Here is a 23,585-nt window from a genome sequence, read left to right on the forward strand (position 1 = left end):
AATGAGCAAGGTCTCTCCAGTGTAACAGATGCTTGTATGGAGAGGTCTAACAGTCGCTACGTCGGTAGATTGCTTCTATTGCTAACTATTTGTGTGGAGCTATTTGTAAGTTATCGCTCATTAGATTGAATATGGTCTTTACAAAGCTCGACAGCTCTCTGTGGTGGCGTCGCCCAGGTCAAAAGAACCGACCGGCGACGGTGCGAGGACCACCGTCTCAGGCGGAGGATCGCAGGCAGCTTGGAGCTGCTTCGGCATATGAGGTGGCCCCGAAGTGAAGACTTATTGCCCCTGAATCCACGCCACCGCTTTATCGGCCAGCCGGTCCAGCGCCTGCACGCTCAGGGCGATGTGCTCCTCCCGCGTGTCCTCAATTTTGTTGTGGCTGATGCCGCGCAGGCTCTGCACGAACAGCATGACGGTTGGCACCCCCGCGCGCGCGACCTCGGCGGCGTCGTGCAGTGGGCCGCTCGGCAGGCGGTGGCTCCGCTCCGTGACCTCCAGAATGCTCGCGTCGGTGGCCTCGATCAGCTCCGGATGAAACGGAATCGGCTCGATGTTCCACAGGTACCCGAAATCCACGGTGCAGCCGCCATCGTCGGCGAAGCGCCGGGCGGCGTCCTGGGCGTCCTGCCACATGGCCGCCAGCCTGTCCGCGTCCAGGTGCCGCTGGTCCAGGGTCAGCTCGCAGGTCTCGACCACGCTGGTCACGATGCCCGGCAGGGTCTTGACGCTCCCGATGGTGCACACGCCGCCGTGCCGCTGGGCGATGGTGTAGGTCTCCTGAGCCAGCCGCCCCGCGGCCAGGAAGGCGTCCCGGCGCACGTCCATCGGGGTGCTGCCGCTGTGGGCCGCCTGACCGTGGAAGGTGATGGTGTGCCGCTCCACGCCCACCGTGCCCAGCACCGCGCCCAGCGGGAGGTCCAGCCGCTCCAGCACCGGCCCCTGCTCGATGTGCAGTTCCAGGTAGGCGGCGGCGTTCCGCAACTCGGCGCGCGCGTGTGGCGCGTCGGCCAGCGTCACTCCGATCTGCGTCAGCGCGTCGCTCAGCGGGATCCCGTCCCGGTCGCGCAGCTTCGCCACCTCCTGCACGTCCAGGTGTCCGCTGGCCGCACTGGAACCGTACAGGCTGCGTCCGAAGCGTGCGCCTTCCTCATCGGCCCAGTCCACCAGCCGCAGCGTCACGGGCGGGCGGCCGCCGTACTGCTCGTTGAAGCGCCGCAGCACCTCCAGGCCTGCCAGCACATTCAGGCAGCCGTCCAGCCAGCCGCCGTTCGGCACGCTGTCCAGGTGCCCGCCGATCAGCAGTTCCCGCTCCGAGTCGCCCTTCAGGGTGGCCCAGTAATTGCCGGCCGGGTCCATGTGCTGCTCCACCGGCAGCTGGTCCAGCCGCTCCTTCAGAAACTGTCGGGCGGCCACCCAGCGGTCGGTGAAGGCCACCCGCTGGGCGCCCTGGTCGTCACCGGTCAGGTCGCGCAGCGCTTTGAGTTCCTGGATGGTGCGTTGTGGATCGAGGGTCATGCATTCCTCCGTGCAGCAGGCGGGCCCTGAACGTGGGCAGGCGGTGCCGCCGTTCAGGGCCTGGGGGTGGCGGTGGAGACGTCTGTGGGCGAGGGCGCTCAGGCCCGAAACATTCCAGGCAGGCGGGACGCAGAACCGTCCCGCCTCCCGTTTTACTTCATCGCCTTTTTGCCGGTGGCCATCTCCCACACGCTGTAGTCCACGGCGCTGGCGGTGGGGTCGCTCTTCAGGATGCCCAGGCTCTTCAAGAGCGTCACGTTGGCCTTGTAGGTGGCGGGGTCCAGGTAGCCGGCCATGCCCTTGAGGGTGGGGCCGGCGTTGTAGAGCTTGGCCACTTCGGCCATCTGCCAGGTCTGGTGGCTGCTGGCGCTGCTGCGGCTGCCGGAGCCCTTGCAGGTGTTGCCGCAGTTGACCAGCACGATGCTCACCGCCTCCTTCTGGTTCTTGACCGCGTAGTTCCAGCCCTTGATGGTGGCGCGCACCAGCCGGGCCGCCACCTCCTTGCCGCTCAGGCCGCTGCCCTTGAAGTTGCTGCTGGAGAGCGTCCGCTCGGTGCTGAACATCAGGTCTTCCAGCAGGTTGATGCCGTAGTCGGAGGCGTGGAAGATCTGCAGCTTGTCGAGCGGGTACCCCAGCCCCACGATCTGGTCCACCTCGTTGTAGGTCATGGCCGACACCAGGTCCACCTTGTCGGGGAACACGATGCTCGGGTCAAACGGGTAGGTGACCGCCTGCACGCTGGGGTTGCTCACGGTGCTGTCCAGGCTGGTGGTCAGGCCGTACTTCTTCAGCAGCGCCACCGCCGGGTACTCGTTGCCGCTGGGCCACACGCCCACCCGCTTGCCCTTGAAGTCGGCCGGCCCCTTGAGTCCCTGGCTCTTGAGCGCCACCAGCGTGTACCCGCTCTTCTGGAACAGCTGCGCGATGTGGACCACCGGAATGCCCTGCTGCCGGGCGGTCAGCAGGTCGGTGATCCAGGTGGTGCCGAAGTCGGCGGTGCCGGTCGCCACCGTCTGAATCGGGCTCTGGTCCCCGGTCGGCAGGAACTGCACGTCCAGGCCTTCTGCCTTGTAGTAGCCCTTGGCCTGCGCCACGAAGAAGCCCGCGAACTGCGCCTGCGGAAACCATTTCAGCTGGACCTTGACCTGCACGGGGTTCTGGGCGTGGGCGCCCGAGAGGGTCAGGGCGGCGAGCAGGGCGGTCAGGGTGCTGATGTGCTTCATAGAAACCTCCGGGTGGAACGGGGTGAAACAGCGGGCGTCGGGCAGGGGGCGTGGCTAGGGCATCGTGGAGCTCCTCACCGCGCACGTCCGGCCCAGCGTTCCAGCAGGTTCACGGCCCCGAAGAACAGGATGCCCACCACACTGGCCAGCACGATGGCGGCCCAGACGATGTCCAGGTTGAAGCGGCCCACCTCGATCTGAATGCGGAAGCCCAGTCCGTGTCCGTTGGTGCCGAAAAACTCGGCCACGATGGCCGAGATCAGCGCCAGGGTGCTGCCGACCTTGAGGGCGTTGAACACGAACGGCAGCGCGGTGGGCACCCGCACCTCGCGGAAGGTCTGCAGGGGGGTGGCGGCGTAGGTGTGCATCAGGTCCAGCTGCAGCCGATCGGCGCTCTGCAGGCCGCGCACGGTGCCCACCACCACCGGAAACAGCACCGTGATGGCCACCACCAGCATCTTGCTGGGCCACTCCAGCCCCACCGCCTTGACCACCACCGGAGCCAGCGCCACGATCGGCACGCTGGAGAACAGCGCGGCGTAGGGCAGCACCCCGCGCTCCAGAAAGCGGAAGCGCACCACCAGCAGCGACAGCAGCAGGCCGCTCAGCGTGCCCACGACAAAGCCCAGCAGCGCCTCCAGCACGAAGGTGTAGAAGGTGTCCTGCAGCAGCACCACCCGGGCATTCCACAGCGCCGTCACCACCCGGCTGGGCGTGGGGATCAGGCCGGCCGGTACCCCGTAGGCGCGCAGCAGCGCCTCCACCCCCAGCACCGCGATCAGGAAGGTGAAGGCGGCCGGCAGCACCCGGGCGGCCAGATGCTCGCCCTGCGCCACCGCCCGCACGCCCACCGCGCCGATGGCGGCCAGCGCCAGCACCCCCAGCAGCCACGGCAGGGGAGAGGCCGGGGCCGCCGCGCTGCGCGCCAGCAGCACACACAGGCCCAGCACCCCCAGCACGCTGAGCGCCAGCAGCAGTGGCCCCCCGGCGCGGGTGCGGGTCGCCTGCGGCACCGTTATCGTCCGGCTCGCCACGGGGTCACCAGCCTCTCGGCCAGGCCCACCAGGCCCACCAGCACCACGCCCAGCACCGCGCCGTAGATCATGATGGTCCACAGCGCGATGGTGTCGCTGGCCCGCGAGTTCTCGGCCAGCATCTTGCCCAGGCCCACGAAGCTGATGGTGCTGATCTCGGCCACGATGCTGCCCACCAGCGCCGCCGTGACCGCCACCTTCAGCGCCGTGAACAGGTACGGCAGGCTGGCCGGCAGGCGCAGGGTGCGGAAGGTCTGGGCCGAGGTGGCGCTGTAGGTCTGCATCAGGTCCAGCTGCAGGGCGTCCGGGCTGCGCAGGCCCCGGCTCATGCCCACCGCCACCGGAAAGAAGGCGATGTATGCCGCGATGATGGCCTTGGGCAGAAAGCCCTGCACCCCGTACTGGCCCAGCAGCACCGCCAGCATCGGGGCGATGGCCACGATCGGCACCGTCTGGGACGCCACCAGCCACGGCAGCGTGGCGCGCTCGAAGCTGCGGCTGGCCACCAGCAGCACCGCCAGCAGCAGGCCCACCCCGGTGGCCAGCACCAGTCCCAGCAGCGTCTCGCCGCCCGTCACCGCCGCGTTGTACGGCACCGACAGCGGCGAGGTCAGCGGCAGGCTGAGGGTGCGGAAGCCGGCGCCCAGCTGAGCCGGGGCCGGCAGCACCGGGTTTCTCAGCTGGGTGGCGCAGGCCAGCGCCGTCTTGCAGTCGAGTTCCGCGCCGCTCGCCAGCGTCCGGGCCGCCGGCCCCACGTTGGCCCACAGCATCAGCGGCCAGTACAGCGCCACGGCCAGCACCGCCACCACCAGCATCGGGAGCAGGTTGCTGCGCAGGGTGGTCACGCGTGGCCCTTTTTCAGCAGCTCGCGGATCTCGGTGGCAATCTCGAAGAAGCGCGGCGACTCGCGGGTCTCGTCGCTGCGTGGGTGCGGCAGGTCCACGTCCACGATGCCCTCGATCTTGCCGGGCCGGGCGGTCATCACCACCACGCGGGTGCTCAGGAACACCGCCTCCGGAATGCTGTGCGTCACGAAGATGATGGTCTTGCCGGTCTCGCGCCACAGCCGCAGCAGTTCCAGGTTCAGTCGCTCGCGCGTGATCTCGTCCAGGGCGCCGAACGGTTCGTCCATGAACAGCAGCGGCGGGTCGAAGGCCAGGGCCCGGGCGATGCTGACGCGCTGCTGCATGCCGCCCGACAGCTGCCACGGGTAGCTGCGCTCGAACTTCTCCAGCCCCACCAGCCGCAGCATCTCGCGGGCGCGCGCCACCCGGTCGCCCGGCACGCGCATCACTTCCAGCGGCAGCAGCACGTTCTTCAGCACGCTGCGCCACTCCATCAGCGCCGGCGCCTGAAACACGTAGCCGTACTGCCGGCCCCGCCGGGCGGCGCTCGGCGGCTGGCCATTCACGCGGATGTCGCCGCTGGTCGGCTGCACCAGATCGGCCAGCAGCCGCAGCAGGGTGGTCTTGCCGCAGCCGCTGGGGCCGATCAGGCTGATGAATTCGCCCGGCTGAATGCTCAGCGAGGCGTTCTGGAGCGCCACGGTCTGGCCGCCCGGCACCGGGAAGACCATGCCGAGGTCGCGGACCAGCACGATGGGGTCGGGGGAAACAGCCTGCGTCACGGGGAAACCTCCAGGGAGAGTGGGAAGGCGGGCCGGGAGCCTAGCGTCGGAGCAGCTGCCCCCGCGCCGGGTCGCCCACGAAGGCGCCGTCCTGCACCGCCACCTGCCCGCGCACCGTCACCACGCTGGGCCGCCCGTCGATCTCGAAACCCTCGAAGCCGCTGTAATCGTTGTTGACGTGCGAGGTGCGCGTGCTGATGGTGCCGCGGTAGGCGGGGTCGTAGATCACCAGATCGGCGTCGCTGCCCACCTGCACCGTGCCCTTGCGCGGGTACAGCCCGAACAGCTGGGCGGCGCGGGTGCTGGCGGCGTCCACGAAGCGCTCCAGGCTCAGCCGACCCCGGCTGACCCCGTAGGTGTACAGCAGGTTCACCCGGTCCTCAATGGCCGGGATGCCGTTGGGAATGCGGGTGAAGTCGTCGTCGCCCAGGTGCTTCTGGGCCACGTCGAAGGGGCAGTGGTCGGTGGCCACCGTGTCGATCTGACCGCGCTCCAGCGCCTCCCACAGCGGGTCCTGGTTGCGCTTGTCGCGCAGCGGCGGGCTCATCACGTATTTGGCGCCCTCCACCCCCGGGCGCTCGGCGTAGGTTTTGTCCAGCAGCAGGTGCGGAATCACCACCTCCACACTCAGGTCCACGCCCCGGTCCTTGGCCTTCAGGGCCGCCTCCAGCGCGCGGGCGTTCGAGAGGTGCACCACGTAGCCCTTCGCGCCGGTCATCTCCAGGAAGGTGGCGAAGTGGGCGGTGCCCTCGGCCTCCACCGCCTCCGGGCGGCTCGGCTCGTGCCACTCGGGGCCGGTCTTGCCCTCCGCGAGCAGCTTCTGCTGCAGCTCCGCCACCAGTTCGGCGTTCTCGCAGTGGGCCGTCACAATCACGCCCAGTTCCCTGGCCAGCTTCAGCGTCTGGTACAGCGCGTGATCGTCGATGCCGAAGGCGCCCTTGTATGCCAGGAACACCTTGAAGCTCTTCATGCCCTGCGCCACCAGCCCGCGCAGGGTGGCCTCCGTCTCGTCGTCCCAGCGCGTCACGCCCAGGTGGAAGCTGTAGTCGCTGGCGCTGTGCCCCTCGGCCATCTGTGTCCAGGTCTTCCAGCCGCTCGCCAGTTCCTCGGTGCCGGCGGGGGCCAGCATCTCGATGAAGGTGGTGGTGCCGCCGATCAGCGCGGCCTGCGAGCCGGTGGTGTGGGTGTCCTTGGCGAAGGTGCCCATGAACGGCAGGTGGATGTGCACGTGCGGGTCAATGAAGCCGGGGAAGATGTACTTGCCGCTGGCGTCGATGACCTGGGCGCCCTCCGGCACCTCCAGGTCCGGCCCGATGCGGCGGATGGTCTCGCCCTCCACCAGAATGTCGGCCCGGTACCGCTGGCCGTCCGAGATGATCTCGCCGTGTTGAATCAGTAGGGTCATGCAGGGGCCTCACTGGAACGGGTGGGAAGGAAAAGGACGGAGCGTGCGCGGGCCTCAGTGGATCTCGATGCCCGCCTCGTCGCGGTACGCCTCCATGGCGGCCCACTGCTGCGTGACGGCCGGGCGCTGGGCGGTGAGCTGGTCCCAGGTGACGCTCTCGCGGCCACTCGGCACGCTCACCATCTCGATGCAGCCGTCCACCGGGCAGACGTTGACGCACAGGGCGCAGCCCACACAGTCGGGCTCGCGCACCACCGGGGTGGGGCGGGTGTCCGCGACCCCTTTGCCGTTCATGCGCGGGTCGAAGCCGGGGTCCACCCGGATGCCGCCCTCGGCATACAGGTCGATGCACTGGTGCGCGGTGTCGTTGCACGCCACGTAACACAGGTTGCACTGAATGCACTTGTCCGGGTTGATGCGCGCCACCGCCTGATACGAGAGGTCCAGCTGCCCGAAGGTGCTGACCTGCGGCAGGCTGCGGCCCGCCACGTCGTAGATGGTGGCGAAGCCCTTGTCGTCCATCCAGTTCGACAGGCCGTCGATCATGTCCTCCACGATGCGGTAGCCGTAGTGCATGGCCGCCGTGCACACCTGCAGCGACGTGGCGCCTAGCAGCAGGAACTCGGCCGCGTCGCGCCACGTCTGGATGCCGCCCATGCCGCAGATCGGCACGCCGCTGCGCAGCACCTCGGCGTCAGTCATCAGTTCGGTCAGCATGTTCAGCGCGATCGGCTTCACGGCCGGCCCCGCGTACCCGCCGTGGGTGCCGCGCCCCCCGATGTTCGGCGTGATCTGCAGGGTATCCAGGTCCACCCGCATGATGCTGTTGATGGTGTTGATCAGGCTCAGGGCGTTCGCGCCGCCGGCCAGCGCCGCGTGCGCGGGGTCGGTGATGTGCGTCACGTTGGGCGTCAGCTTCACGATCACCGGGAGTTTCGTGACGCTGGTCACCCAGTGGGTGTTCAGCTGGCACATCTCTGGCACCTGCCCCACCGCCGCGCCCATGCCGCGCTCGCTCATGCCCTGCGGGCAGCCGTAGTTCAGCTCGATGCCGTCGGCGCCGGTGTCCTCGATCATCATCACGATGTCGCGCCACGCCTTGGGGTCGGCGTCCACCATCGCGCTCACGATGACGGCCCGGTCCGGCCACATCCGCTTCACCTCCGCGATCTCGCGCAGGTTGACGTCCAGCGGTCGGTCCGAGATGAGTTCCACGTTGTTGATGGCCAGCAGCCGCTGCCCGCCCAGGCTGAGCCCGCCGTAGCGGTTGCTGATGTTCAGCACCGGCGCCCCGATCGTCTTCCAGACGGCCCCGCCCCAGCCGTGCTCGAAGGCGCGGTGAATCTGCGGGCCGCTGTTGGTGGGCGGCGCAGATGCCAGCCAGAAGGGATTGGGGGCGCGGATGCCGGCGAAGTTGATGGACAGGTCAGCCATGACGGGCCTCCAGAGTCAGGGGAGAGGAGCGGAGGGCCATCAGTCGGCCGCTCCGTGTTCCGGCACGGCCATGCTCAGGGCCGCGTGGATGGCGGCCGCCGCGATCTTGCCGTCCTGCACGGCCATCACGGTGCTGGCGCTGCCACGCACGCGCACGCAGTCGCCGCCCGCATACACGCGCGGCAGGCTGGTGGCGAGCGTGTCGTCCACCCGGATGTAGCCGCCCTCCAGCTCCAGACCCAGCGCCACGGCCAGCGCGGGCTTCTCCTGCCCGATGGCCTTGATGACCGTGTCGCAGGGAATGACGAACTCGCTGCCCGGCACCGCCTCGGGCCGGGGCCGGCCGCTGCTGTCCGGCGCGCCCAGCCGCATCTGCACGCACTTCAGCCCCGTGACCTGCCCGCCCTCGGCAACCACCTCGATCGGCTGGGTCAGGAAGGTGAAGCGGATGCCCTCGTGCAGCGCGAACTCGTACTCGTGGCGGTAGGCGGTCATCTCGTGTTCGGTGCGGCGGTAGACCATGAGGGTGTCGGCGCCGGCGCGCCGCGCCACGGTGGCCGCGTCGATGGCGGTGTTCCCAGCCCCGATCACCACCACCCGCTCGCCCAGCCGCAGCGTCTCCGGCGCGACCTTGCTCGCTTCAATGACCCCCAGGCCGTCCAGAATGTGCGCCTCACCGGGAATGCCCATGGCCGGCACCGCGCCCAGCCCCAGGCCCAGGAACACCGCGTCGTACTCGCTGAGCAGCAGGTCCAGACCGGCCCGGTCGGTCAGCTCGGTCTGGGTGGTGACGGTCACGCCCAGCGCTTTGAGCGCCTCCACCTCACGCTGCGCCACCTCCACCGGCTCGCGCAGCACGATGATGCCGTAGGTGCTCAGGCCGCCGGCCAGCTCACGGCGCTCGAACAGCGTGACCGAGTGGCCCAGCTTGGCCAGCTCCGCGCTGGCGCTGATGCCGGCCGGGCCGCTGCCCACCACCGCCACCCGCAGGCCTGTCGGGGTGCCCGGCTGGAACAGCTGGACGCCACGCTCCTGCACGTGGTCCACGGCGTAGCGCTGCAGCCGCCCGATGGCGATGGGGGTGTGGTCCTTGCCCAGCACGCAGGCCCCCTCGCACAGTTCCTGCACCGGACAGACCCGGGCGCAGGTGCCGCCCAGGAAGTTGCTTTCCAGGATGGTGCGGGCCGACCCGCGAAGGTTCCCGGTGCTGATCTTGCGGATGAAGGTGGGGATGTCGATGTGGGTGGGGCAGGCCTGAAGGCACGGGGCGTCGTAGCAGTACAGACACCGGTTGGCTTCCACCGCCGCCTCGTGTGCGGTGAAGGGGGGCAGCAGTTCCTGAAAGGCGAAGGAGGGGGGGCTGGCTGGTTCCATGACTGACCTCGCTGTCCTGAGCACTACGGGGTCGGTTCGTGCCCTCGCCGGAGCCGATTTAACCGAATCTCCACGATTCTAGGCGGCAACCTGCATACAGTCAAGAAAAGGCTGGATGTTTATGCTGCAGAGGCCGCGTGGGTTTTCAGCACCCATGATAAGCGAATGGCGCAGAAGCCGACACTTTTGACACAGCAGTCAGTCAACATTCAGAGCGAACGGTTGAGGCATACGGATTACGTCTGCATAAATATGCATAAAACACTGAACTATGATTCTCAGAAAATTCGTTCGGCATCGCCGTAGGACGCCCTCACCGCCATTTTCTCAAGGGTCGCCGAGGAACAGAGCATCAGCATTATGCGAACACGATGCATACTTTCCACCGTCTATGGGCCTGGCTCAGCCAGAAATGTGCATTCTGTTCTCTAAAATCCATACAGACAGCACAAATTCAGGCCACGGACGAGGTCGCGTGCCCGGCAGAGTCATGAAGTGTTGTGCCTTACTCTACTGCGGCGGAGCAGCGCTTCCCAGGGGCCGCGTGATACCGTCACCCTCATGATCACGGTGGTGCTGTTCGCGCGGCTGAGGCGGGAGGCAGGGCTGGACACGCTGCAGCTGGCGGTGCCGGAGCCCGCCACGGTGCGCGGGGTGGCCGACGCGGTGGAGCGGCAGGTGCCGCTGTCCTTGCGCGGCTGCATGGCGGCGGTCAACGAGCGGTATGCCGAGCCGGACGAGCCGGTCCGGGATGGCGACGAGGTGGCGTTCCTGCCGCCGGTGGCGGGCGGCGTGACAGACCCGCTAGATCACTGCCGGGTCACACAGGACGAGTTGACGCTGGCCGACGCCGACCGCTTCCTGGTGCGGCCTGAGCACGGCGCGCAGGCCTATTTCGTGGGCACGGTGCGTTCCCCCAATCAGGGCAAGGCGGTGGAGTTCATCGAGTACGAGGGCTACGCGCCGATGGCCGAGCGGGTGATGCATGAGGCCGCGGTCCAGGCCCGCGAGCGCTACGGAGAGCTGCGCGTCTGGATCGAGCACCGCACCGGCCGCCTGACACCCGGGCAGGCCAGCATCCTGATCGGGGTGGCCAGCCCGCACCGCCGCCCGGCGCTGGAAGCCTGCGACTTCCTGATCGAGCACCTCAAGGCGGTGCTGCCGGTGTGGAAGCTGGAGGGCGATGAGGAGGGCGAGCACTGGGTCAAGGGCCAGACCAGCTCCGGCACGCTGTAGGCGGCCTCAGCGCGGCTGGCGTTTGTGGCGGTTGTCGAACTGGCCGTAATAGCGCCCGGCCAGCAGCCACATCAGTACCAGTACTGCCCCCAGCCCCAGCAGCTGCACGCCGCTCTGAACTCCGCTGCTCAGCAGGCTGTTGAAACTCAGGTGCAGCGCCACGCTGATGCCCAGCCCGCGCAGCAGCCAGTGGCGGGCCTGGGCCGGGCGCAGGCGGGCCTGGGTCAGCGCGTACCCAATCGGGGCGCTGAACAGCGCGTGCGCCAGGGTGGTGATCAGGCCGTGCCACAGCGCCGCCGACGCTCCGTAGCCCAGGCCATAACTGACGTTCTCGGGCAGGGCGAAGCCCAGCGCCGCCGTCACCGCGTAGATCAGGCCGTCCATCGGCTCGTCGAAGTCCGGCTCGTGCAGGGTGGTGGCGGCGGCCAGCAGTTTGCTGCCCTCCTCGGTCAGGGCGCCCAGCAGCAGCACCAGCACCGGTCCCAGCGCGCCCAGGCTGACCCCGAAGGTAGCCGACACCAGCCACGCGAACATGCCCCAGGCGAAGGTCCTCAGCAGCAGCCAGGCCGGCTCCGGCTCGTGGTCGCGGCGCAGGAACACCCACAGCCACACCCCGGTGGGCAGCAGCGAGCTGAGCAGCGAGAGCAGCAGGTTCATGCCGGGAGCCTCAGCGGGCGGCGGCAGCGGCGGTGCGCGCCTGCATGGCGCTGTGGGCCAGGTGGGTCAGCGCCAGCGCCAGCGCGTCGGCGGCGTGGTTGTTGAACACCTCGCGGATGCCCAGCGAGGCCTTGACCATGTACTCCACCTGCTGCTTGTCGGCGCGGCCGGTGCCCACCAGTGCCTGCTTCACCTGCATCGGGCCGTAGGTGTGCACCGGCAGCTGCGCCTGGGCGCACGCCAGCTGCACCACCCCGAAGGCCTGCCCGATCTTGAAGGCCACATCGGCCTGCCGCCGCAGAATCTGGTCCTCGATGGCCACCGCCTCCGGCTGGAACTCCTCAATCAGCCGCGACACCTCGTGGTGCAGGTACGCCAGCCGCCGGGGCATGATCCAGGCGGCCTCGGTGATCAGGCAGACGTGATGCAGGTGACGCGCCTTGCGGGCGTCTCCCTCCACGATGCCGAGGCCCAGGTTGGCCAGCCCTGGGTCAATACCGAGCACGATCATACGGGCAGCATAGCGTGTGGGACGGGCCACCACAAAAAAAGGCCCCCGGAAGGGGGCCTGGAGGCGCGGCGCCGCTCAGTGGCTGGCGCAGCCGCCGGAGCCCTCACCGTCGGGGGCCTGGCTGCTGTCGGTGCGGAAGCTATGGCCGCAGCCGCAGGCGCTGGTGGCGTTCGGGTTGTTGACGGTGAAGCCGCCGCCCATCATGGTTTCCACGAAGTCGATCTCGGCGCCCATCACCAGCGGCAGGCTCATCTGGTCCACCACCAGCTTCACGCCGCGGTCCATCAGGATGGTGTCGCCGTCCAGCTCGCGGTCGTCGATGGCCATGCCGTACTGGTAGCCGCTGCAGCCGCCGCTCTTGACGAACAGGCGCACGCCGGCATTTTCCTTGCCACTGCCCGCGATGGCGTTCAGGGCGTGTTTGGCTCCGTTTTCACTGATCGAGATGGGCGCGGCGGTGCCCGCCGGGCTGCTGGTCTGGTCTGCACTCACCTGCGTCATGCTGTCTACCCTAGCAAAGTACCGGAGTTTAAAAGGTGCAGCTGACCCTAAAGCGGCCAGGGTGAAGGGGGTGTGCTCTTTGGGTGGCCGGGCTCTCCTGACCCGGAACAGGAGGACGCCCGGTGCCCGATGGACTCGCCTGCTGGGGGCTGGCCGGGGCTATGCTCTGCGGTATGCAGACGCACCTTGAGCGCATCCGGGCGGCGCTGGCCGCCACTGATCTGGACGGCTGGTTGATCTACGACTTTCAGGGCCTCAATCCGCACGCCCGCACCCTGCTGGGCCTGCCGGCGGGCGTGCACCTGACCCGGCGTTTCTTTGTGTGGGTGCCGCGCGAGGGCACGCCCAGCCTGATTCACCACCGCATTGAGGGCGGCACCTGGCGCACGCTGGCGGCCGGGGCGGAGCTGACCTTCCTGCCGTACAGCGCCCACACCGAGCTGGACGCGCACCTGAAGGCCCTGCTGGACGGCCGGCGGGCCGCGCTGGAGTACAGCCCCGGCGGGGCGGTGCCGTATGTCAGCCGGGTGGACGCCGGCACCCTGGAGCGGCTGCGGGCGGCGGGCCTGACGCCCGAATCCAGCGCCGACCTGCTGCAGGGCTTCCAGGTGTGGGACGACGCGGATCTGGAGGCACACCGCCGGGCCGTGGCGGTGCTGATGCAGGCCAAGGACGACGCCTTTCAGCTGATGCACGAGCGGCTGCGGGCCGGCGCGCCGGTGAGCGAGCTGGAGGTGCAGACACTGATCGAGCGGCAGATCGAGGCGGCGGGCATGCAGAGTGGCCACCCGGCCAACGTGAGCTTCGGGCGCAACGCCGCCGACCCGCACTACGAGCCGGGCGAGGGCAAGAACGCGGTGCTGGAGCTGGGCCAGTGCGTGCTGATCGACCTGTGGTGCCAGGAGCCGGGCCGCCCCTACGCCGACGTGACCTGGGTGGGCCACGCGGGCGCACCGGGCGAGGAATACCGGACCGCCTGGACCGCCGTGGCCGGCGCCCGTGACGTGGGACTGGCGCTGCTCCGGGAGCGCCCGGAGGGCCTGCAGGGCTGGGAGGTGGACCGGGCGGCGCGGGCCGTGATTGATGCGGCCGGGCTGGGCGAGCATTTCACCCACCGGCTGGGCCACAACCTGGGCGTGCAGATTCACGGCAGCGGGGCCAACCTCGACGACCTGGAGACGCACGACACCCGCACGGTGCTGCCGGGGCAGGCCGTCACCATCGAGCCGGGCGTGTATCCGATGGAGCGCGGGTACGGCATCCGCAGCGAGATCAATGTGCTGATGACTCCGCAGGGACCGCTGCTGACCACCCCGGTGCAGGCCGCGCCGTTCGTGCTGGGCGAGGGCGAGTGGACGGCGGTGCGGGCCGCCGGACTGGGCGAGGCACCCTGAGGTCTCAAGGCTCTCATAGCCTGGGCAGGCCGGCTTGCGGGTAGGCTGAGGCCATGGCGAACTTGAGCGGAACCACCATCATGCTGACCGGGGCCGGCGGGGCGCTGGCCACAGCCGTGGCGCAGGAGCTCGTGGACGCGGGCGCAGAACTGATTCTGGTGGGGCGCGGCGAGGCCCTCAAGCGGGCCGAGGACCGTTTCCCCGCCACCGAGGTGCTGGACCTGGACCTCACGGACCCGGCCAGCGCCGAGCAGCTGCGCCGCCACAAGGTGGACGCGCTGGTGCACACGGCCGGGGCCTTCAGCATGCAGGACGCGCACAAGGCCACCGAGCAGGACCTGCAGCAGATGATCGGGGCCAACCTGACCACCCTGTTCCACGCGGTGCAGGGGGTGCTGCCGCACATGATCCGGCAGAAGGAGGGGCTGATCGTGGGCATCAGCGCCGGGCAGGCAGCGCGCATGAGCGGCAAGGGCGCGGCGCTGTACACCGCCAGCAAGGCGGCGGTGGCGGCCTACCTGCTGAGCGTCCACGACGAGCTGAAGGGCAAAGGCGTGCGTGCCTGCGTGGTGTACCCGATGGGCGCCATTGACACGCCGGCCAACCGCGAGGCGGGCATGGACTGGGACGACACCATCGACCCGCGCGGGCTGGCCCAGACCATCGCCCACGCCCTGACCCGCCCGGCCCGCGCCCACATCACCGAGCTCAAGGTCTATCCGGACCATTGAGTGACGGCTGAAGCGTCCGGGGCGGCTGCGCCCACGCTGACGCCCCGGCTGGTGGGCGTGATGGCCACCGCCGTGGGCGTGATCGTGGCGAGCCTGTACTACGCCCAGCCGCTGCTGGCGGTGCTGGCTCCGGCCTTTCATGCCAGCGGGCGTCAGCTGGGGCTGGTGGTGACACTGACGCAGCTGGGCTACGCGCTGGGGCTGCTGCTGATTGTGCCGCTGGGCGACGTGCTGGACCGGCGGCGGCTGGTGCTGGGGCTGCTGGCCGCCTCGGTGCTGGCACTGCTGGGGGTGGCGCTGGCCCGCAGCTTGGGCGTGTTCATGCTGTTGAGCGTGCTGGTGGGCCTGAGCGCAGTGTCAGCGCAGGTGCTGGTGCCGTTCGCGGCCACGCTGGCCACCCCGGAGCGCCGGGGCCGGGTGGTGGGCACGGTGATGAGCGGCCTGCTGCTGGGCATCCTGCTGGCCCGCACCGCCTCGGGCCTGATTGCCGAGGTGGCCGGCTGGCGCAGCGTGTACCTGCTGGCCGCGCTGGCGGTGGCGGCGCTGGGGCTGGTGCTGGCCCGCGCCCTGCCGCCGGACCGCCGGCCCCGCGGCCCCCGCTACCCGCAGCTGATGGCCTCGGTGCTGCAGATGACCCGCGAGCCGCTGCTGAGGTGGCGCTCGCTGTACGGGGCGCTGGTGTTCGCGGCCTTCAGCGTGTTCTGGGCCAGCCTGGCGTTCTTGCTGGCCGGCGCGCCCTACCACTACAGCGAGGGCACCATCGGGCTGTTCGGGCTGCTGGGGGCTGCCGGGGCACTGGCCGCCAGCCTGGCAGGCCGGATGGCGGACCGGGGGGGCGCGCGGCGCAGCACGCTGGCCTTCGGGCTGCTGATCCTGCTGGCCTTCGGGCTGATGCTGCGCGGCACCAGCCTGCCGCTGCTGGTGCTGGGCATCCTGGCGCTGGATTTCGGGGTGCAGGGGCTGCACGTCACCAACCAGAGCGAGGTCTACCGGCTGCCGGGCGAGGCGCGCAGCCGCATCACCACCGTGTACCTCACCAGCTACTTCCTGGGCGGCGTGGTGGGTTCCGGGCTGGCGGCCGTGCTGTACACGGCCGGCGGCTGGACGGCTGTGATGCGGGCGGGGATGACGCTGGGCGGCCTGATCGTGCTGGTGTGGCTGCTGGAAAGGCGCGCTCAGCCGCGGGTGTAGAGCAGCGTCACGATGCGGTCCTGCAGCTGGCGCAGGCTCTGGCCATACCCGGCGTACTGGTCCATCAGGATGCTGAAGATCAGCACCCGGCCGCTGCGGGTGGTGACGTACCCCGACAGGCTGGAGGCCCCCACCAGCGTGCCGGTCTTGGCCCGCACGTCCAGCCCCGGCAGCCGGGCGGCCAGTGTGCCGCCCTCCAGGGTGGCCTGCTCGGTGGCGGTGCCGGTGCCGGCCTGCGGCAGGCTCTCGATCAGCAGGTTGGCGCGCTGCCGGAATGCCGCTTCCGGCGCCAGCTCGGTGCCGAGCGGATGGCGGTAGATGCCCAGCAGCAGCTGTGAGACCGCGGCGGCGGTCAGGCGGTCCTGCTCCGACAGCCCGGAAGCGTCGTGAATCTGTAGGGCGGCGGTGTTGACGCCCAGCCGCGCCAGGATGGCGGCCTGCAGCGTCCGGGCCTGCGCCAGGGTGGAGGGCCGCCAGCTGGGCGTGTGTTCGTCCACGCCGCTGCGGGCGTACAGCTGCTCGGCCCAGCGGTTGTCGCTGCGCTTGAGGGTCAGGCGCACCAGCGCGGTCAGCGGCAGCGAGCGGGTGGTGGCCACCCCCTGCTCGGCCCCGGCCCGCCCTAGCCGCACCCCGCCCGTCACCTGCACGCCGGCCCGCTGCAGTTCGCGCCGGAACAAAGCCCCGGCCCGCAGCAGCGCCGCCGTGGGGGTGGGGTCCGGGCGGGCGTCCTCGCCCTCGTCCAGCGGCAGGGCGCTGACCGCCGTTTCGGCGTCCGGCAGCGGCCAGCCGTCCGGCGCGATCATGTGGCCGTCCACCTGCACGTTGCCCACCTGCAGGATGCCGCGTGCCCGCACCTGCCGCGCCAGCCCGGCCAGCGAGTGTTCCCCGTCCGAGACGCGCAGCGAGGGGTCCCCGATGCCGCTGAGCGTCAGGTGGTTCACGGCCGCGCCCGGGTTGCTGCGCGTGACGCCGGTGCTGAACCAGTAGTCCGGGCCCAGGCGGTACAGCGCAGCGGTCATGCTCAGCAGCTTCATGTTGGAGGCGGGGGTGATGGGCGTTTCGGCCTGTCGGCGGTACAGCGCCGCGCCGCTGGCGGCGTCCAGCACCACCATCCCGCTGTGGACTGGCAGGGCGCGCCCGGACGGGCCCGGGGCGCCCGCTGCCAGCAGCTGATCCAACTGGGCCTGCAGGGCGGTGGGCCGGGCCGGGGCAGCAGGCGGGGCGGTCTGCGCCACCGGGACGGTGAACGCGGCCAGCAACAACAGACTCAGCAGGGGGGCGCGCGGCATAGGGAAGGGGAAACAAAAAACCCGTCCTCTTCGGACGGTGATAAAAACAGTCTAGCGGGGTATGCAGCGGCTGTCAAGCTATGCAGCCGGCTGCGGGATCACGCCACAAAAAAAAGGAGGCCGAAGCCTCCTGGAATGTGTTGGGCCGATTACCAGCGGCTGTTGCTGCCGCCGCCGCTCCGCTGGAAGCGGTCGCCTTCCGGAGCAGCCTTGGTCACCACGATGTTCGCGGCCTGGGGGCCACGGCCATTCTTGCCGGGTTCCATGTCGAACTCGACCTCGTCACCCTCGTTCAGCTTACGGAAGCCCGTCGCCTTGATGGCGCTGTAGTGGGCGAAGACGTCAGGCTGACCCTCGCACTCGATGAACCCGAAGCCCTTTTCCGCGTTGAACCACTTTACTCGTCCTGCTGGCATACTTTACTCCTCTGTCCCAACCCTTGTTTCGCACCTGTATTGACCAGGAATGCGACCCTCTTGCTGACTTGGAACCGAAGCTCAGTTTGGCGGGAACCTCACGCGCGAATTGTGATGTGGGAACATTAGAGCAGCGTGTGATGGGGGTGACGACGGTTCCGTTCGGCCACACCGCACTGCAAGCGGTTCAGGCCGCCCAGGACGCCCGGCAGGACCAGCGGCCTCGCACGCGCCGGACCTTGGCCATTGGGGTGGCAGAGCGGCAGATCTGGGGGTGCGGAGTCCGGTTTTCAGGCCGGGTTCAGGAGTCAGTTCACCCTGCCGCCGGGCCGAAACCGGGCCGTTCGGCTTCTTCCCAAAGCCGGGCTGCATTCTGAACACCGTCGGGCCGGGATTCACTGTGTTCATCCGCCGCACACGGACAATGGGGCATGCCATCTGTCCCAGTCATCGTGATCGGCGGGTCCGCCGGCGCCCTTGATCCACTGCGCCAAATCGTGTCCCAGCTTCCGGGTGATCTGCCGGCGGCCGTTCTGGTGGTCATCCACCTTTCTCCGGACTATCCGAGCCAGCTGCCGGCCATCCTCAGCCGCAGCGGTTCGCTGCCGGTGCAGCACGCCCAGCATCAGGCGCTGCTGAGCCCCGGGCACATCTATGTGGCGCCGCCGGACCATCACGTGCTGGTGGCCCACGACCGCCTGCACCTGTCGCGCGGCCCGAAGGAAAACCGCTCGCGGCCCAGCATCGACGTGCTGTTCCGTTCGGCCGCCTACACGCACGGGGCCGGTACCATCGGCGTGCTGCTGAGCGGCATGATGGACGACGGCACCTCCGGCATGTGGACCATCCGGCAGCTGGGGGGGCGCACCGTGGTGCAGAACCCGGAGGACGCGCTGTACGGCAGCATGCCGCTCAGCGCTGTGCAGCACGTGGCGGTGGACCAGATTCTGCCGGCGCACGCCATCGCGCCGGCGCTGACGCGCCTGCTGGACGAACTCGGGCCCGTGGCGGAGGAGCCGAACATGAGTGACGAGGAATGGCGGCGGCTGGAAGTGGAAGTCGGGATTGCCAGCGAGGACAACGCCTTCAATTCGGGCATGCTGAACCACGGTTCGCTGTCCACCTTCACCTGCCCCGAGTGTCACGGGGTACTGGTGCAGATCCGGGAGGGCCGGATCATGCGCTTCCGCTGCCACACCGGACATGCCTACACCGCCGATACGCTGCTGAGCGAACTGCGCGGCTCGGTGGAGGGGTACCTGTGGCAGGCGGCCCGGACGCTGGACGAGGACGTGATGCTGCTGGAGCACCTGAGCAAGCACGCCGATGAGGCCGATCAGACGGAACTGGCCGCCGCCTACCGCCAGGAGGCGCAGGTGGCCCGGGCGCGTGGACGGCGCATGCGCCAGGAGGCGCTGCAGGCCGGGGAGGACAAGGCGCTGCCGGTGGAGACACCGCCGGGTCCCTGAGCGGGTGCGGCGGGCCTCAGGTCAGTCCAGCACCGACGGTTCCTTGGGCCACGCCACGTACACGGTGGCGCCGCTGCCGGCCTTGCCCTCGCCCCACACCCGCGCCCCGAAACGCAGGCTGACCCGGCGGACGATGGCCAGGCCCATGCCGGTGCCGGGGAATTCCGACTCGGGGTGCAGGCGCTTGAACACCTGAAACAGCTTGTCCTTGTGGCGGTTGTTGAAGCCCACCCCGTTGTCCTCGAAGCGCAGGATCCACTCGGAGGCGGTTTCCTCCGCGCTGACATGAATCTGGGCCCGCTCGCGCGGCGTCGTGAACTTGAGTGCGTTCTCCAGCACCTTCAGGAACACCAGCCGCAGCGCGCTGAGGTCGCCGGAAATGGTGGGCAGCTGTCCGCTGGTGAGCTGCACCGTGCGCCCGGCCATGCGCGGTTCCAGCTCACGGCGCACCTCGCCGAACACCCGGTTCAGGTCCAGCGGCGCGACCCGGGCGCGGCCCTGGCTGGACTGGATGTACTCCAGCAGGGCGGCGGTGAGCGCCTCCATGCGGTCCACCGACTGCACCACATGGTCGAAGTGTTCGCGTTCCAGGCCCGAGACGGTCGTGGTGTCCTGCCGCAGCATCTGGGCGAAGGTGGCGACCCGGCGCAGCGGCCACACCAGGTTCTCGGCCACCGCCAGCGCCACGGTCCGCAGTTCGTCGCCGAGTTCGCGGATCTTGGCGGTGCGCTCCTCGATGCGGTTCTCCAGCGTCTCGTTCAGGCGCAGCAGTTCGTCCTGGGCGGCCTTCTGCTGGCTGATGTCGGTGATGGACAGCAGCGAGCCGCCGCCCGGGTGCAGCCGGCCTTCCAGGCGCACCGGAAACACGCTGCCGTCCTGGCGCTGCATGCTCAGCTCGGCCACCACGCCATCCTCGCTGGTCAGCAGGCGCGGCAGCACCAGCGCCAGATGCGTGCGCGACTCGGGCGCGGTGAACTGCGTGAGGCGCCGGCCCACCAGCTGGGTGCGGCGCACGCCCAGCAGATTGATGGCCCGGGCGTTCGCCTGCGTCACGTTGCTCTGCACGTCCAGGCTGATGTACCCGACCGGGGCGAATTCGTAGAGCATCATGGCGCGGTCGCGCGCCTGCTCCAGTTCCAGCACCGTCTCGCGCAACGTGTCGTTCTGCAGCTGCAGCTCGATCTGGTGCACGGAAAGTTCGTGCCGCAGGACCTCCGGAGTGTCGGGCAGCGTGCCTTCTCCGCCCTGCTGCAACGTCCGTTCGGCGGCGTCGCGCAGGTTGTTCAGGTGCTGCTGATTGTCCTGATCACTCATAAGTTCCCTCGGCACACTTGGGGCTGGGCTGGCGGTTCAGCGTGAGCTTGCTGGCAAGTGGCCGGAGTGTACCAGATCACAGGAAAGGAAAATGCCGTTCCTTTGCTTAGACATGCCGGCCCGGGGCGGTTGTCTGAACACTGTTCCCTGGGTGCGCTGCCTGGAGCCGGGCGCTGCTCACCCGGCAGCGCTACAGTACAGGAGCGCGCATGGTTGCGCGGAGCGGCCCCCGACTCCGGTCAGGCCCCGCCCTCAAAGGAGCCAGATGTCTGACAATCAAGGTTCCACACCCAGCCTGCCGGCCCCGGCGGAGGCGCTGGAAGGGAGCCCGCCGAAGGCGGCGCGGCCCGCTGCCGTGGTGGGGATCGGCGGGTCGGCCGGCGCCCTGGACGGCTTCGAACGCTTCTTCCTGGGGCTGCCGCCCGGCAGCGGCATGGCCTTCGTGGTGGTGTCGCACCTCAGCCCCACCGGCGAGAGCTTCATGCCGGAACTGCTGACCCGCTGCACCTCCCTGCCGGTGCGGGTCATTGAGGACGGGATGGTGCTGGAGCCGGACCACGTGTACGTGGCGCACGGCGCAACCAGCCTGGCGATCGTGAACGGCACGCTGATCCTGCAGGACCTGGGGCTGGCGCGCGGCCACACCATCGACGCCTTCCTGAGCAGCCTGGCCGACGACCAGCAGGAGCGGGCCGTGGCGGTGATCCTCTCCGGCATGGGCAAGGACGGCACCGACGGCGCGCGCAGGGTCAAGGAGCGCGGCGGCCTGCTGCTGACCCAGGACCCGGCCTCGGCCGACTATCCGTCCATGCCCGCCAGCGCGGTGGCCACCGGGCTGGCCGACGCGGTGCTGCCGCCGGACGAACTGGCCGCCCGCCTGTACCAGCTGATGACCAACGAGCGCCCGCTGAGCGACGGAGTGGCGTCGGGCGAGATCAACCCCGACCTGCAGCGGGTGCTGCTGCTGGTGCGTTCGCACACCGGGCAGGACTTCACCCGCTACAAGTCCACCACCCTGCTGCGGCGCATTGACCGGCGCATGAAGACCTGCGGCATCGGCGCGCTGGCCGAGTACATGGGGTACCTGCAGCAGCACCCGGCCGAGATCGAGGCGCTGTTCGAGGACCTGACCATCAACGTGACCAGCTTCTTCCGCGACCCGGAAGCGTTCGAGCGGCTCAAGGAGCTGCTGCGCACCCAGATGATGGGCCGGCCGCACAACGGCGACGTGTTCCGGGTCTGGGTGGTGGGCTGCGCCAGCGGAGAGGAGGCCTACAGCGTGGCGATCCTGCTGCATGAACTGGTGCAGGAACCGCAGTTCCAGGGGCCCCTCACGCTGCAGGTGTTCGCCACCGACATCGACCAGCGCTCCATCAACGTGGCCCGCCTGGGGCAGTACTCGCACGCCATCGAGCAGAGCGTGTCGCCCGCGCGGCTGCAGCGCTACTTCACCCGCAACCCGGACGGCTATCAGGTCAGCAGCCTGATCCGGGAAACGGTGGTGTTCGCGCTGCACAACACCTTCAACGACCCGCCGTTCACCCGGCTGGACCTGCTGTGCTGCCGCAACATGCTGATCTACCTGAACCCGGACCTGCAGCAGCAGGTGCTGGCGGTGTTCCAGTACGCGCTGCGGCCGGACGGCCTGCTGTTTCTGGGCGCCAGCGAGTCCACCGGCCTGCGCGACGAGAACTTTCTGCCGGTGGACCCGCGCTGGAAGATCTACCGGCGCGGCCCCGGCGCGCCCGGCTCCCTGCCGGTGGGCCATAACTACGGCAGCCGCGTGCTGAATCAGGGCACCACCGACCGGGAGCGCCGGCCGGTGCGCTCCATCACCCTGGTGCAGCACATCCACAGCCTGCTGCTCGCCAACTACACGGCGCCCGCGGTGGTGGTGAACGAGCACGGCGACATGCTGTACGTGAACGGCCGCACCGGGCGCTACCTGGAGCTGCCGAGCGGCAGCAGCGCCACCAACAACGTCATCGACATGACCCGCGACGGCCTGCGCTTCGAGCTGTCGTCGGCGCTGCGCCGGGCCGCCCACGAGCAGCGGGCCGTGGTGCTGCGCGAGATGCGCTACCCGGTGGGCGACGACCTGGTTACCCTGGACGTGACGGTGCGGCCCATCAGCCACCCGGACGCGCAGGACGTGCTGATGATCGTGTTTCAGGAGCGCTCGGCCCACGACTTCGTGGAGGCGCCGCCGCCGGAGCAGCTGGATCAGGTGCAGGCACTGGGCCGTGAGCTGCACCACCTGCGCGAGACGCTGCAGGCGACCATTGAGGAGTACCAGACCAGCATCGAGGAACTGAAGAGCACCAACGAGGAGCACCAGACTACCATCGAGGAGCTGAAAAGCACCAACGAGGAGCTGATGACCTCCAAGGAGGAGCTGCAGTCGGTCAACGAGGAACTGATCACCACCAACGTCGAGCACCAGAGCGTGATTCATGAGCTGACCCAGGCCAACGACGACATGAAGAACCTGCTGGAGAGCGCCGGCATCGCCACGCTCTTCCTGGGCAACGACCTGCGGATCAAGCGCTACACCTCGCAGATCACCCGCGTCATCAGCCTGATTCCCTCGGACGTGGGGCGGCACATCGGCGACATCCGCGTGAAGCTGGAAGGCATCACCTTCGAGGACGAGGTGAAGCGGGTGCTGTCCACCCTGATGCCGCTGGAGGTGGAGGCCCAGGCCGCCGACGGGCGCTGGTATCTGGTGCGGATCAACCCGTACCGCACCTCCGATAACTTCATTGACGGCGTGGTGGTGGTGTGCACCAACATCGACACGCTCAAGACGCTGGAGTCGCAGCTGGACCGCTCGTCGTTGAACTCTGAGGCGCTGCTGAACGCCATCCGGCTGCCGATGCTGGTGCTCGACGACGACCTGAAGCTCATCACCGCCAACCGGGCGCTGTACGAGCTGCTGCGGGTGTCGCCGGAGCAGGCGCGCGGTCAGCGGCTGTTCGACCTGGGCAGCCGGCAGTTTGACCTGTGGGAGCTGCGCGAGCGGCTGCAGGACATGATCGTGACCGACGTGCCGCTGACCCAGTACGTCCTGGATCTGGACGTGCCGGGCCACGGCGTGCAGAAGATGAAGGTGGAGGCCTGGCCGGTGTTGAGCCCGGACGGCTCGGCGGCCGAACACCTGATGACGCTGGAGAACGTGACGGCCATCGTGCACGCCGTGAGCCAGGAGGGCGAGGCCTTTACCGGGCCGGCCACCGACCTGGACCCGGACAGCTGAAG

At 69.1% G+C, this 23,585-nt stretch carries 20 protein-coding genes; 6 read left to right on the forward strand and 14 right to left on the reverse strand.

Annotated elements, in window-relative coordinates; translation table 11 throughout:
• Positions 1-282 precede the first annotated feature (282 nt).
• The 8 genes from ABOD76_RS10490 to ABOD76_RS10525 form a co-directional block, all read right to left on the reverse strand.
• Positions 283-1,521: a hydantoinase/carbamoylase family amidase gene (locus tag ABOD76_RS10490; RefSeq protein WP_350244780.1), complete on the reverse strand. Its 1,239-nt coding sequence runs from the start codon at positions 1,519-1,521 to the stop codon at positions 283-285.
• Positions 1,522-1,673: 152 nt separating this feature from the next.
• Entirely contained in the window at positions 1,674-2,744 is a 1,071-nt protein-coding gene (locus ABOD76_RS10495) for an ABC transporter substrate-binding protein (RefSeq protein WP_350244781.1), read from the reverse strand.
• Positions 2,745-2,818: 74 nt separating this feature from the next.
• On the reverse strand, positions 2,819-3,778 hold the full coding sequence (locus ABOD76_RS10500) for an ABC transporter permease (RefSeq protein WP_350244782.1): 960 nt from the start codon (positions 3,776-3,778) through the stop codon (positions 2,819-2,821).
• Entirely contained in the window at positions 3,760-4,623 is an 864-nt protein-coding gene (locus tag ABOD76_RS10505; protein ID WP_350244783.1) for an ABC transporter permease, read from the reverse strand. Before ABOD76_RS10505 ends, ABOD76_RS10500 begins: the two co-directional genes overlap by 19 nt.
• Positions 4,620-5,405 carry an ABC transporter ATP-binding protein gene (locus tag ABOD76_RS10510; RefSeq protein ID WP_350244784.1) on the reverse strand — a complete coding sequence of 262 codons (786 nt, stop codon included), beginning with the start codon at positions 5,403-5,405 and terminating at the stop codon, positions 4,620-4,622. Before ABOD76_RS10510 ends, ABOD76_RS10505 begins: the two co-directional genes overlap by 4 nt.
• Before the next feature lie 40 nt (positions 5,406-5,445).
• On the reverse strand, positions 5,446-6,810 hold the full coding sequence (hydA, locus tag ABOD76_RS10515) for a dihydropyrimidinase (RefSeq protein ID WP_350244785.1): 1,365 nt from the start codon (positions 6,808-6,810) through the stop codon (positions 5,446-5,448).
• Positions 6,811-6,864: 54 nt separating this feature from the next.
• On the reverse strand, positions 6,865-8,244 hold the full coding sequence (preA, locus tag ABOD76_RS10520; protein WP_350244786.1) for an NAD-dependent dihydropyrimidine dehydrogenase subunit PreA: 1,380 nt from the start codon (positions 8,242-8,244) through the stop codon (positions 6,865-6,867).
• A 39-nt stretch (positions 8,245-8,283) separates the two neighbouring features.
• The gene (locus tag ABOD76_RS10525) at positions 8,284-9,618 is read right to left on the reverse strand and encodes an NAD(P)-dependent oxidoreductase (RefSeq protein ID WP_350244787.1); all 1,335 of its coding nucleotides are present in this window, start codon (positions 9,616-9,618) and stop codon (positions 8,284-8,286) included.
• A gap of 561 nt (positions 9,619-10,179) precedes the next feature.
• On the opposite strand from ABOD76_RS10525, the gene moaD reads away from it, so the two are divergent.
• On the forward strand, positions 10,180-10,854 hold the full coding sequence (gene moaD, locus ABOD76_RS10530; RefSeq protein WP_350244788.1) for a molybdopterin converting factor subunit 1: 675 nt from the start codon (positions 10,180-10,182) through the stop codon (positions 10,852-10,854).
• A 6-nt stretch (positions 10,855-10,860) separates the two neighbouring features.
• On the opposite strand, the gene ABOD76_RS10535 is transcribed toward moaD, so the two are convergent.
• From ABOD76_RS10535 to ABOD76_RS10545, 3 genes are all read right to left on the reverse strand, one after another.
• On the reverse strand, positions 10,861-11,511 hold the full coding sequence (locus tag ABOD76_RS10535; protein ID WP_350244789.1) for a PrsW family intramembrane metalloprotease: 651 nt from the start codon (positions 11,509-11,511) through the stop codon (positions 10,861-10,863).
• A gap of 10 nt (positions 11,512-11,521) precedes the next feature.
• On the reverse strand, positions 11,522-12,022 hold the full coding sequence (gene ruvC / locus ABOD76_RS10540; RefSeq protein WP_350244790.1) for a crossover junction endodeoxyribonuclease RuvC: 501 nt from the start codon (positions 12,020-12,022) through the stop codon (positions 11,522-11,524).
• Between the two features lie 75 nt (positions 12,023-12,097).
• Entirely contained in the window at positions 12,098-12,523 is a 426-nt protein-coding gene (locus tag ABOD76_RS10545; protein WP_350244791.1) for a HesB/IscA family protein, read from the reverse strand.
• Positions 12,524-12,696: 173 nt separating this feature from the next.
• On the opposite strand from ABOD76_RS10545, the gene ABOD76_RS10550 reads away from it, so the two are divergent.
• The 3 genes from ABOD76_RS10550 to ABOD76_RS10560 are packed head-to-tail and all read left to right on the forward strand — an operon-like array spanning position 12,697 to position 15,839.
• Complete coding sequence (locus ABOD76_RS10550) at positions 12,697-13,917, forward strand: M24 family metallopeptidase (RefSeq protein ID WP_350244792.1); 1,221 nt, start codon at positions 12,697-12,699, stop codon at positions 13,915-13,917.
• Positions 13,918-13,970: 53 nt separating this feature from the next.
• The gene (locus ABOD76_RS10555) at positions 13,971-14,648 is read left to right on the forward strand and encodes an SDR family oxidoreductase (protein WP_350244793.1); all 678 of its coding nucleotides are present in this window, start codon (positions 13,971-13,973) and stop codon (positions 14,646-14,648) included.
• On the forward strand, positions 14,649-15,839 hold the full coding sequence (locus ABOD76_RS10560; protein WP_350244794.1) for an MFS transporter: 1,191 nt from the start codon (positions 14,649-14,651) through the stop codon (positions 15,837-15,839).
• Here the strand turns inward: ABOD76_RS10560 and ABOD76_RS10565 are convergent.
• On the reverse strand, positions 15,824-17,128 hold the full coding sequence (locus ABOD76_RS10565; RefSeq protein ID WP_350244795.1) for a D-alanyl-D-alanine carboxypeptidase/D-alanyl-D-alanine-endopeptidase: 1,305 nt from the start codon (positions 17,126-17,128) through the stop codon (positions 15,824-15,826). The genes ABOD76_RS10560 and ABOD76_RS10565 overlap by 16 nt on opposite strands.
• A 149-nt stretch (positions 17,129-17,277) precedes the next feature.
• On the reverse strand, positions 17,278-17,544 hold the full coding sequence (locus ABOD76_RS10570) for a cold-shock protein (RefSeq protein ID WP_350244796.1): 267 nt from the start codon (positions 17,542-17,544) through the stop codon (positions 17,278-17,280).
• Between the two features lie 497 nt (positions 17,545-18,041).
• On the opposite strand from ABOD76_RS10570, the gene ABOD76_RS10575 reads away from it, so the two are divergent.
• Positions 18,042-19,013 carry a chemotaxis protein CheB gene (locus ABOD76_RS10575; RefSeq protein WP_350244797.1) on the forward strand — a complete coding sequence of 324 codons (972 nt, stop codon included), beginning with the start codon at positions 18,042-18,044 and terminating at the stop codon, positions 19,011-19,013.
• Positions 19,014-19,034: 21 nt separating this feature from the next.
• On the opposite strand, the gene ABOD76_RS10580 is transcribed toward ABOD76_RS10575, so the two are convergent.
• The gene (locus ABOD76_RS10580) at positions 19,035-20,327 is read right to left on the reverse strand and encodes a sensor histidine kinase (protein WP_350244798.1); all 1,293 of its coding nucleotides are present in this window, start codon (positions 20,325-20,327) and stop codon (positions 19,035-19,037) included.
• A gap of 265 nt (positions 20,328-20,592) precedes the next feature.
• On the opposite strand from ABOD76_RS10580, the gene ABOD76_RS10585 reads away from it, so the two are divergent.
• Positions 20,593-23,583: a chemotaxis protein CheB gene (locus ABOD76_RS10585; protein WP_350244799.1), complete on the forward strand. Its 2,991-nt coding sequence runs from the start codon at positions 20,593-20,595 to the stop codon at positions 23,581-23,583.
• Positions 23,584-23,585: the final 2 nt, after the last annotated feature.

Origin of the sequence: Deinococcus sonorensis KR-87, from assembly GCF_040256395.1 — a bacterium.
Classification (GTDB): Bacteria; Deinococcota; Deinococci; order Deinococcales; family Deinococcaceae; genus Deinococcus; species Deinococcus sonorensis.

Bases quoted from the DNA above. Each gene is read 5' to 3' on its own strand.
- ABOD76_RS10525 (WP_350244787.1), bottom strand. From the start codon at position 9,618: ATGGAACCAGCCAGCCCCCCCTCCTTCGCCTTTCAGGAACTGCTGCCC.
- ABOD76_RS10550 (WP_350244792.1), top strand. From the start codon at position 12,697: ATGCAGACGCACCTTGAGCGCATCCGGGCGGCGCTGGCCGCCACTGAT.
- ABOD76_RS10545 (WP_350244791.1), bottom strand. From the start codon at position 12,523: ATGACGCAGGTGAGTGCAGACCAGACCAGCAGCCCGGCGGGCACCGCC.
- preA (WP_350244786.1), bottom strand. From the start codon at position 8,244: ATGGCTGACCTGTCCATCAACTTCGCCGGCATCCGCGCCCCCAATCCC.
- ABOD76_RS10490 (WP_350244780.1), bottom strand. From the start codon at position 1,521: ATGACCCTCGATCCACAACGCACCATCCAGGAACTCAAAGCGCTGCGC.
- ruvC (WP_350244790.1), bottom strand. From the start codon at position 12,022: ATGATCGTGCTCGGTATTGACCCAGGGCTGGCCAACCTGGGCCTCGGC.
- hydA (WP_350244785.1), bottom strand. From the start codon at position 6,810: ATGACCCTACTGATTCAACACGGCGAGATCATCTCGGACGGCCAGCGG.
- ABOD76_RS10565 (WP_350244795.1), bottom strand. From the start codon at position 17,128: ATGCCGCGCGCCCCCCTGCTGAGTCTGTTGTTGCTGGCCGCGTTCACC.
- moaD (WP_350244788.1), top strand. From the start codon at position 10,180: ATGATCACGGTGGTGCTGTTCGCGCGGCTGAGGCGGGAGGCAGGGCTG.
- ABOD76_RS10570 (WP_350244796.1), bottom strand. From the start codon at position 17,544: ATGCCAGCAGGACGAGTAAAGTGGTTCAACGCGGAAAAGGGCTTCGGG.
- ABOD76_RS10495 (WP_350244781.1), bottom strand. From the start codon at position 2,744: ATGAAGCACATCAGCACCCTGACCGCCCTGCTCGCCGCCCTGACCCTC.
- ABOD76_RS10535 (WP_350244789.1), bottom strand. From the start codon at position 11,511: ATGAACCTGCTGCTCTCGCTGCTCAGCTCGCTGCTGCCCACCGGGGTG.
- ABOD76_RS10585 (WP_350244799.1), top strand. From the start codon at position 20,593: ATGTCTGACAATCAAGGTTCCACACCCAGCCTGCCGGCCCCGGCGGAG.
- ABOD76_RS10555 (WP_350244793.1), top strand. From the start codon at position 13,971: ATGGCGAACTTGAGCGGAACCACCATCATGCTGACCGGGGCCGGCGGG.
- ABOD76_RS10580 (WP_350244798.1), bottom strand. From the start codon at position 20,327: ATGAGTGATCAGGACAATCAGCAGCACCTGAACAACCTGCGCGACGCC.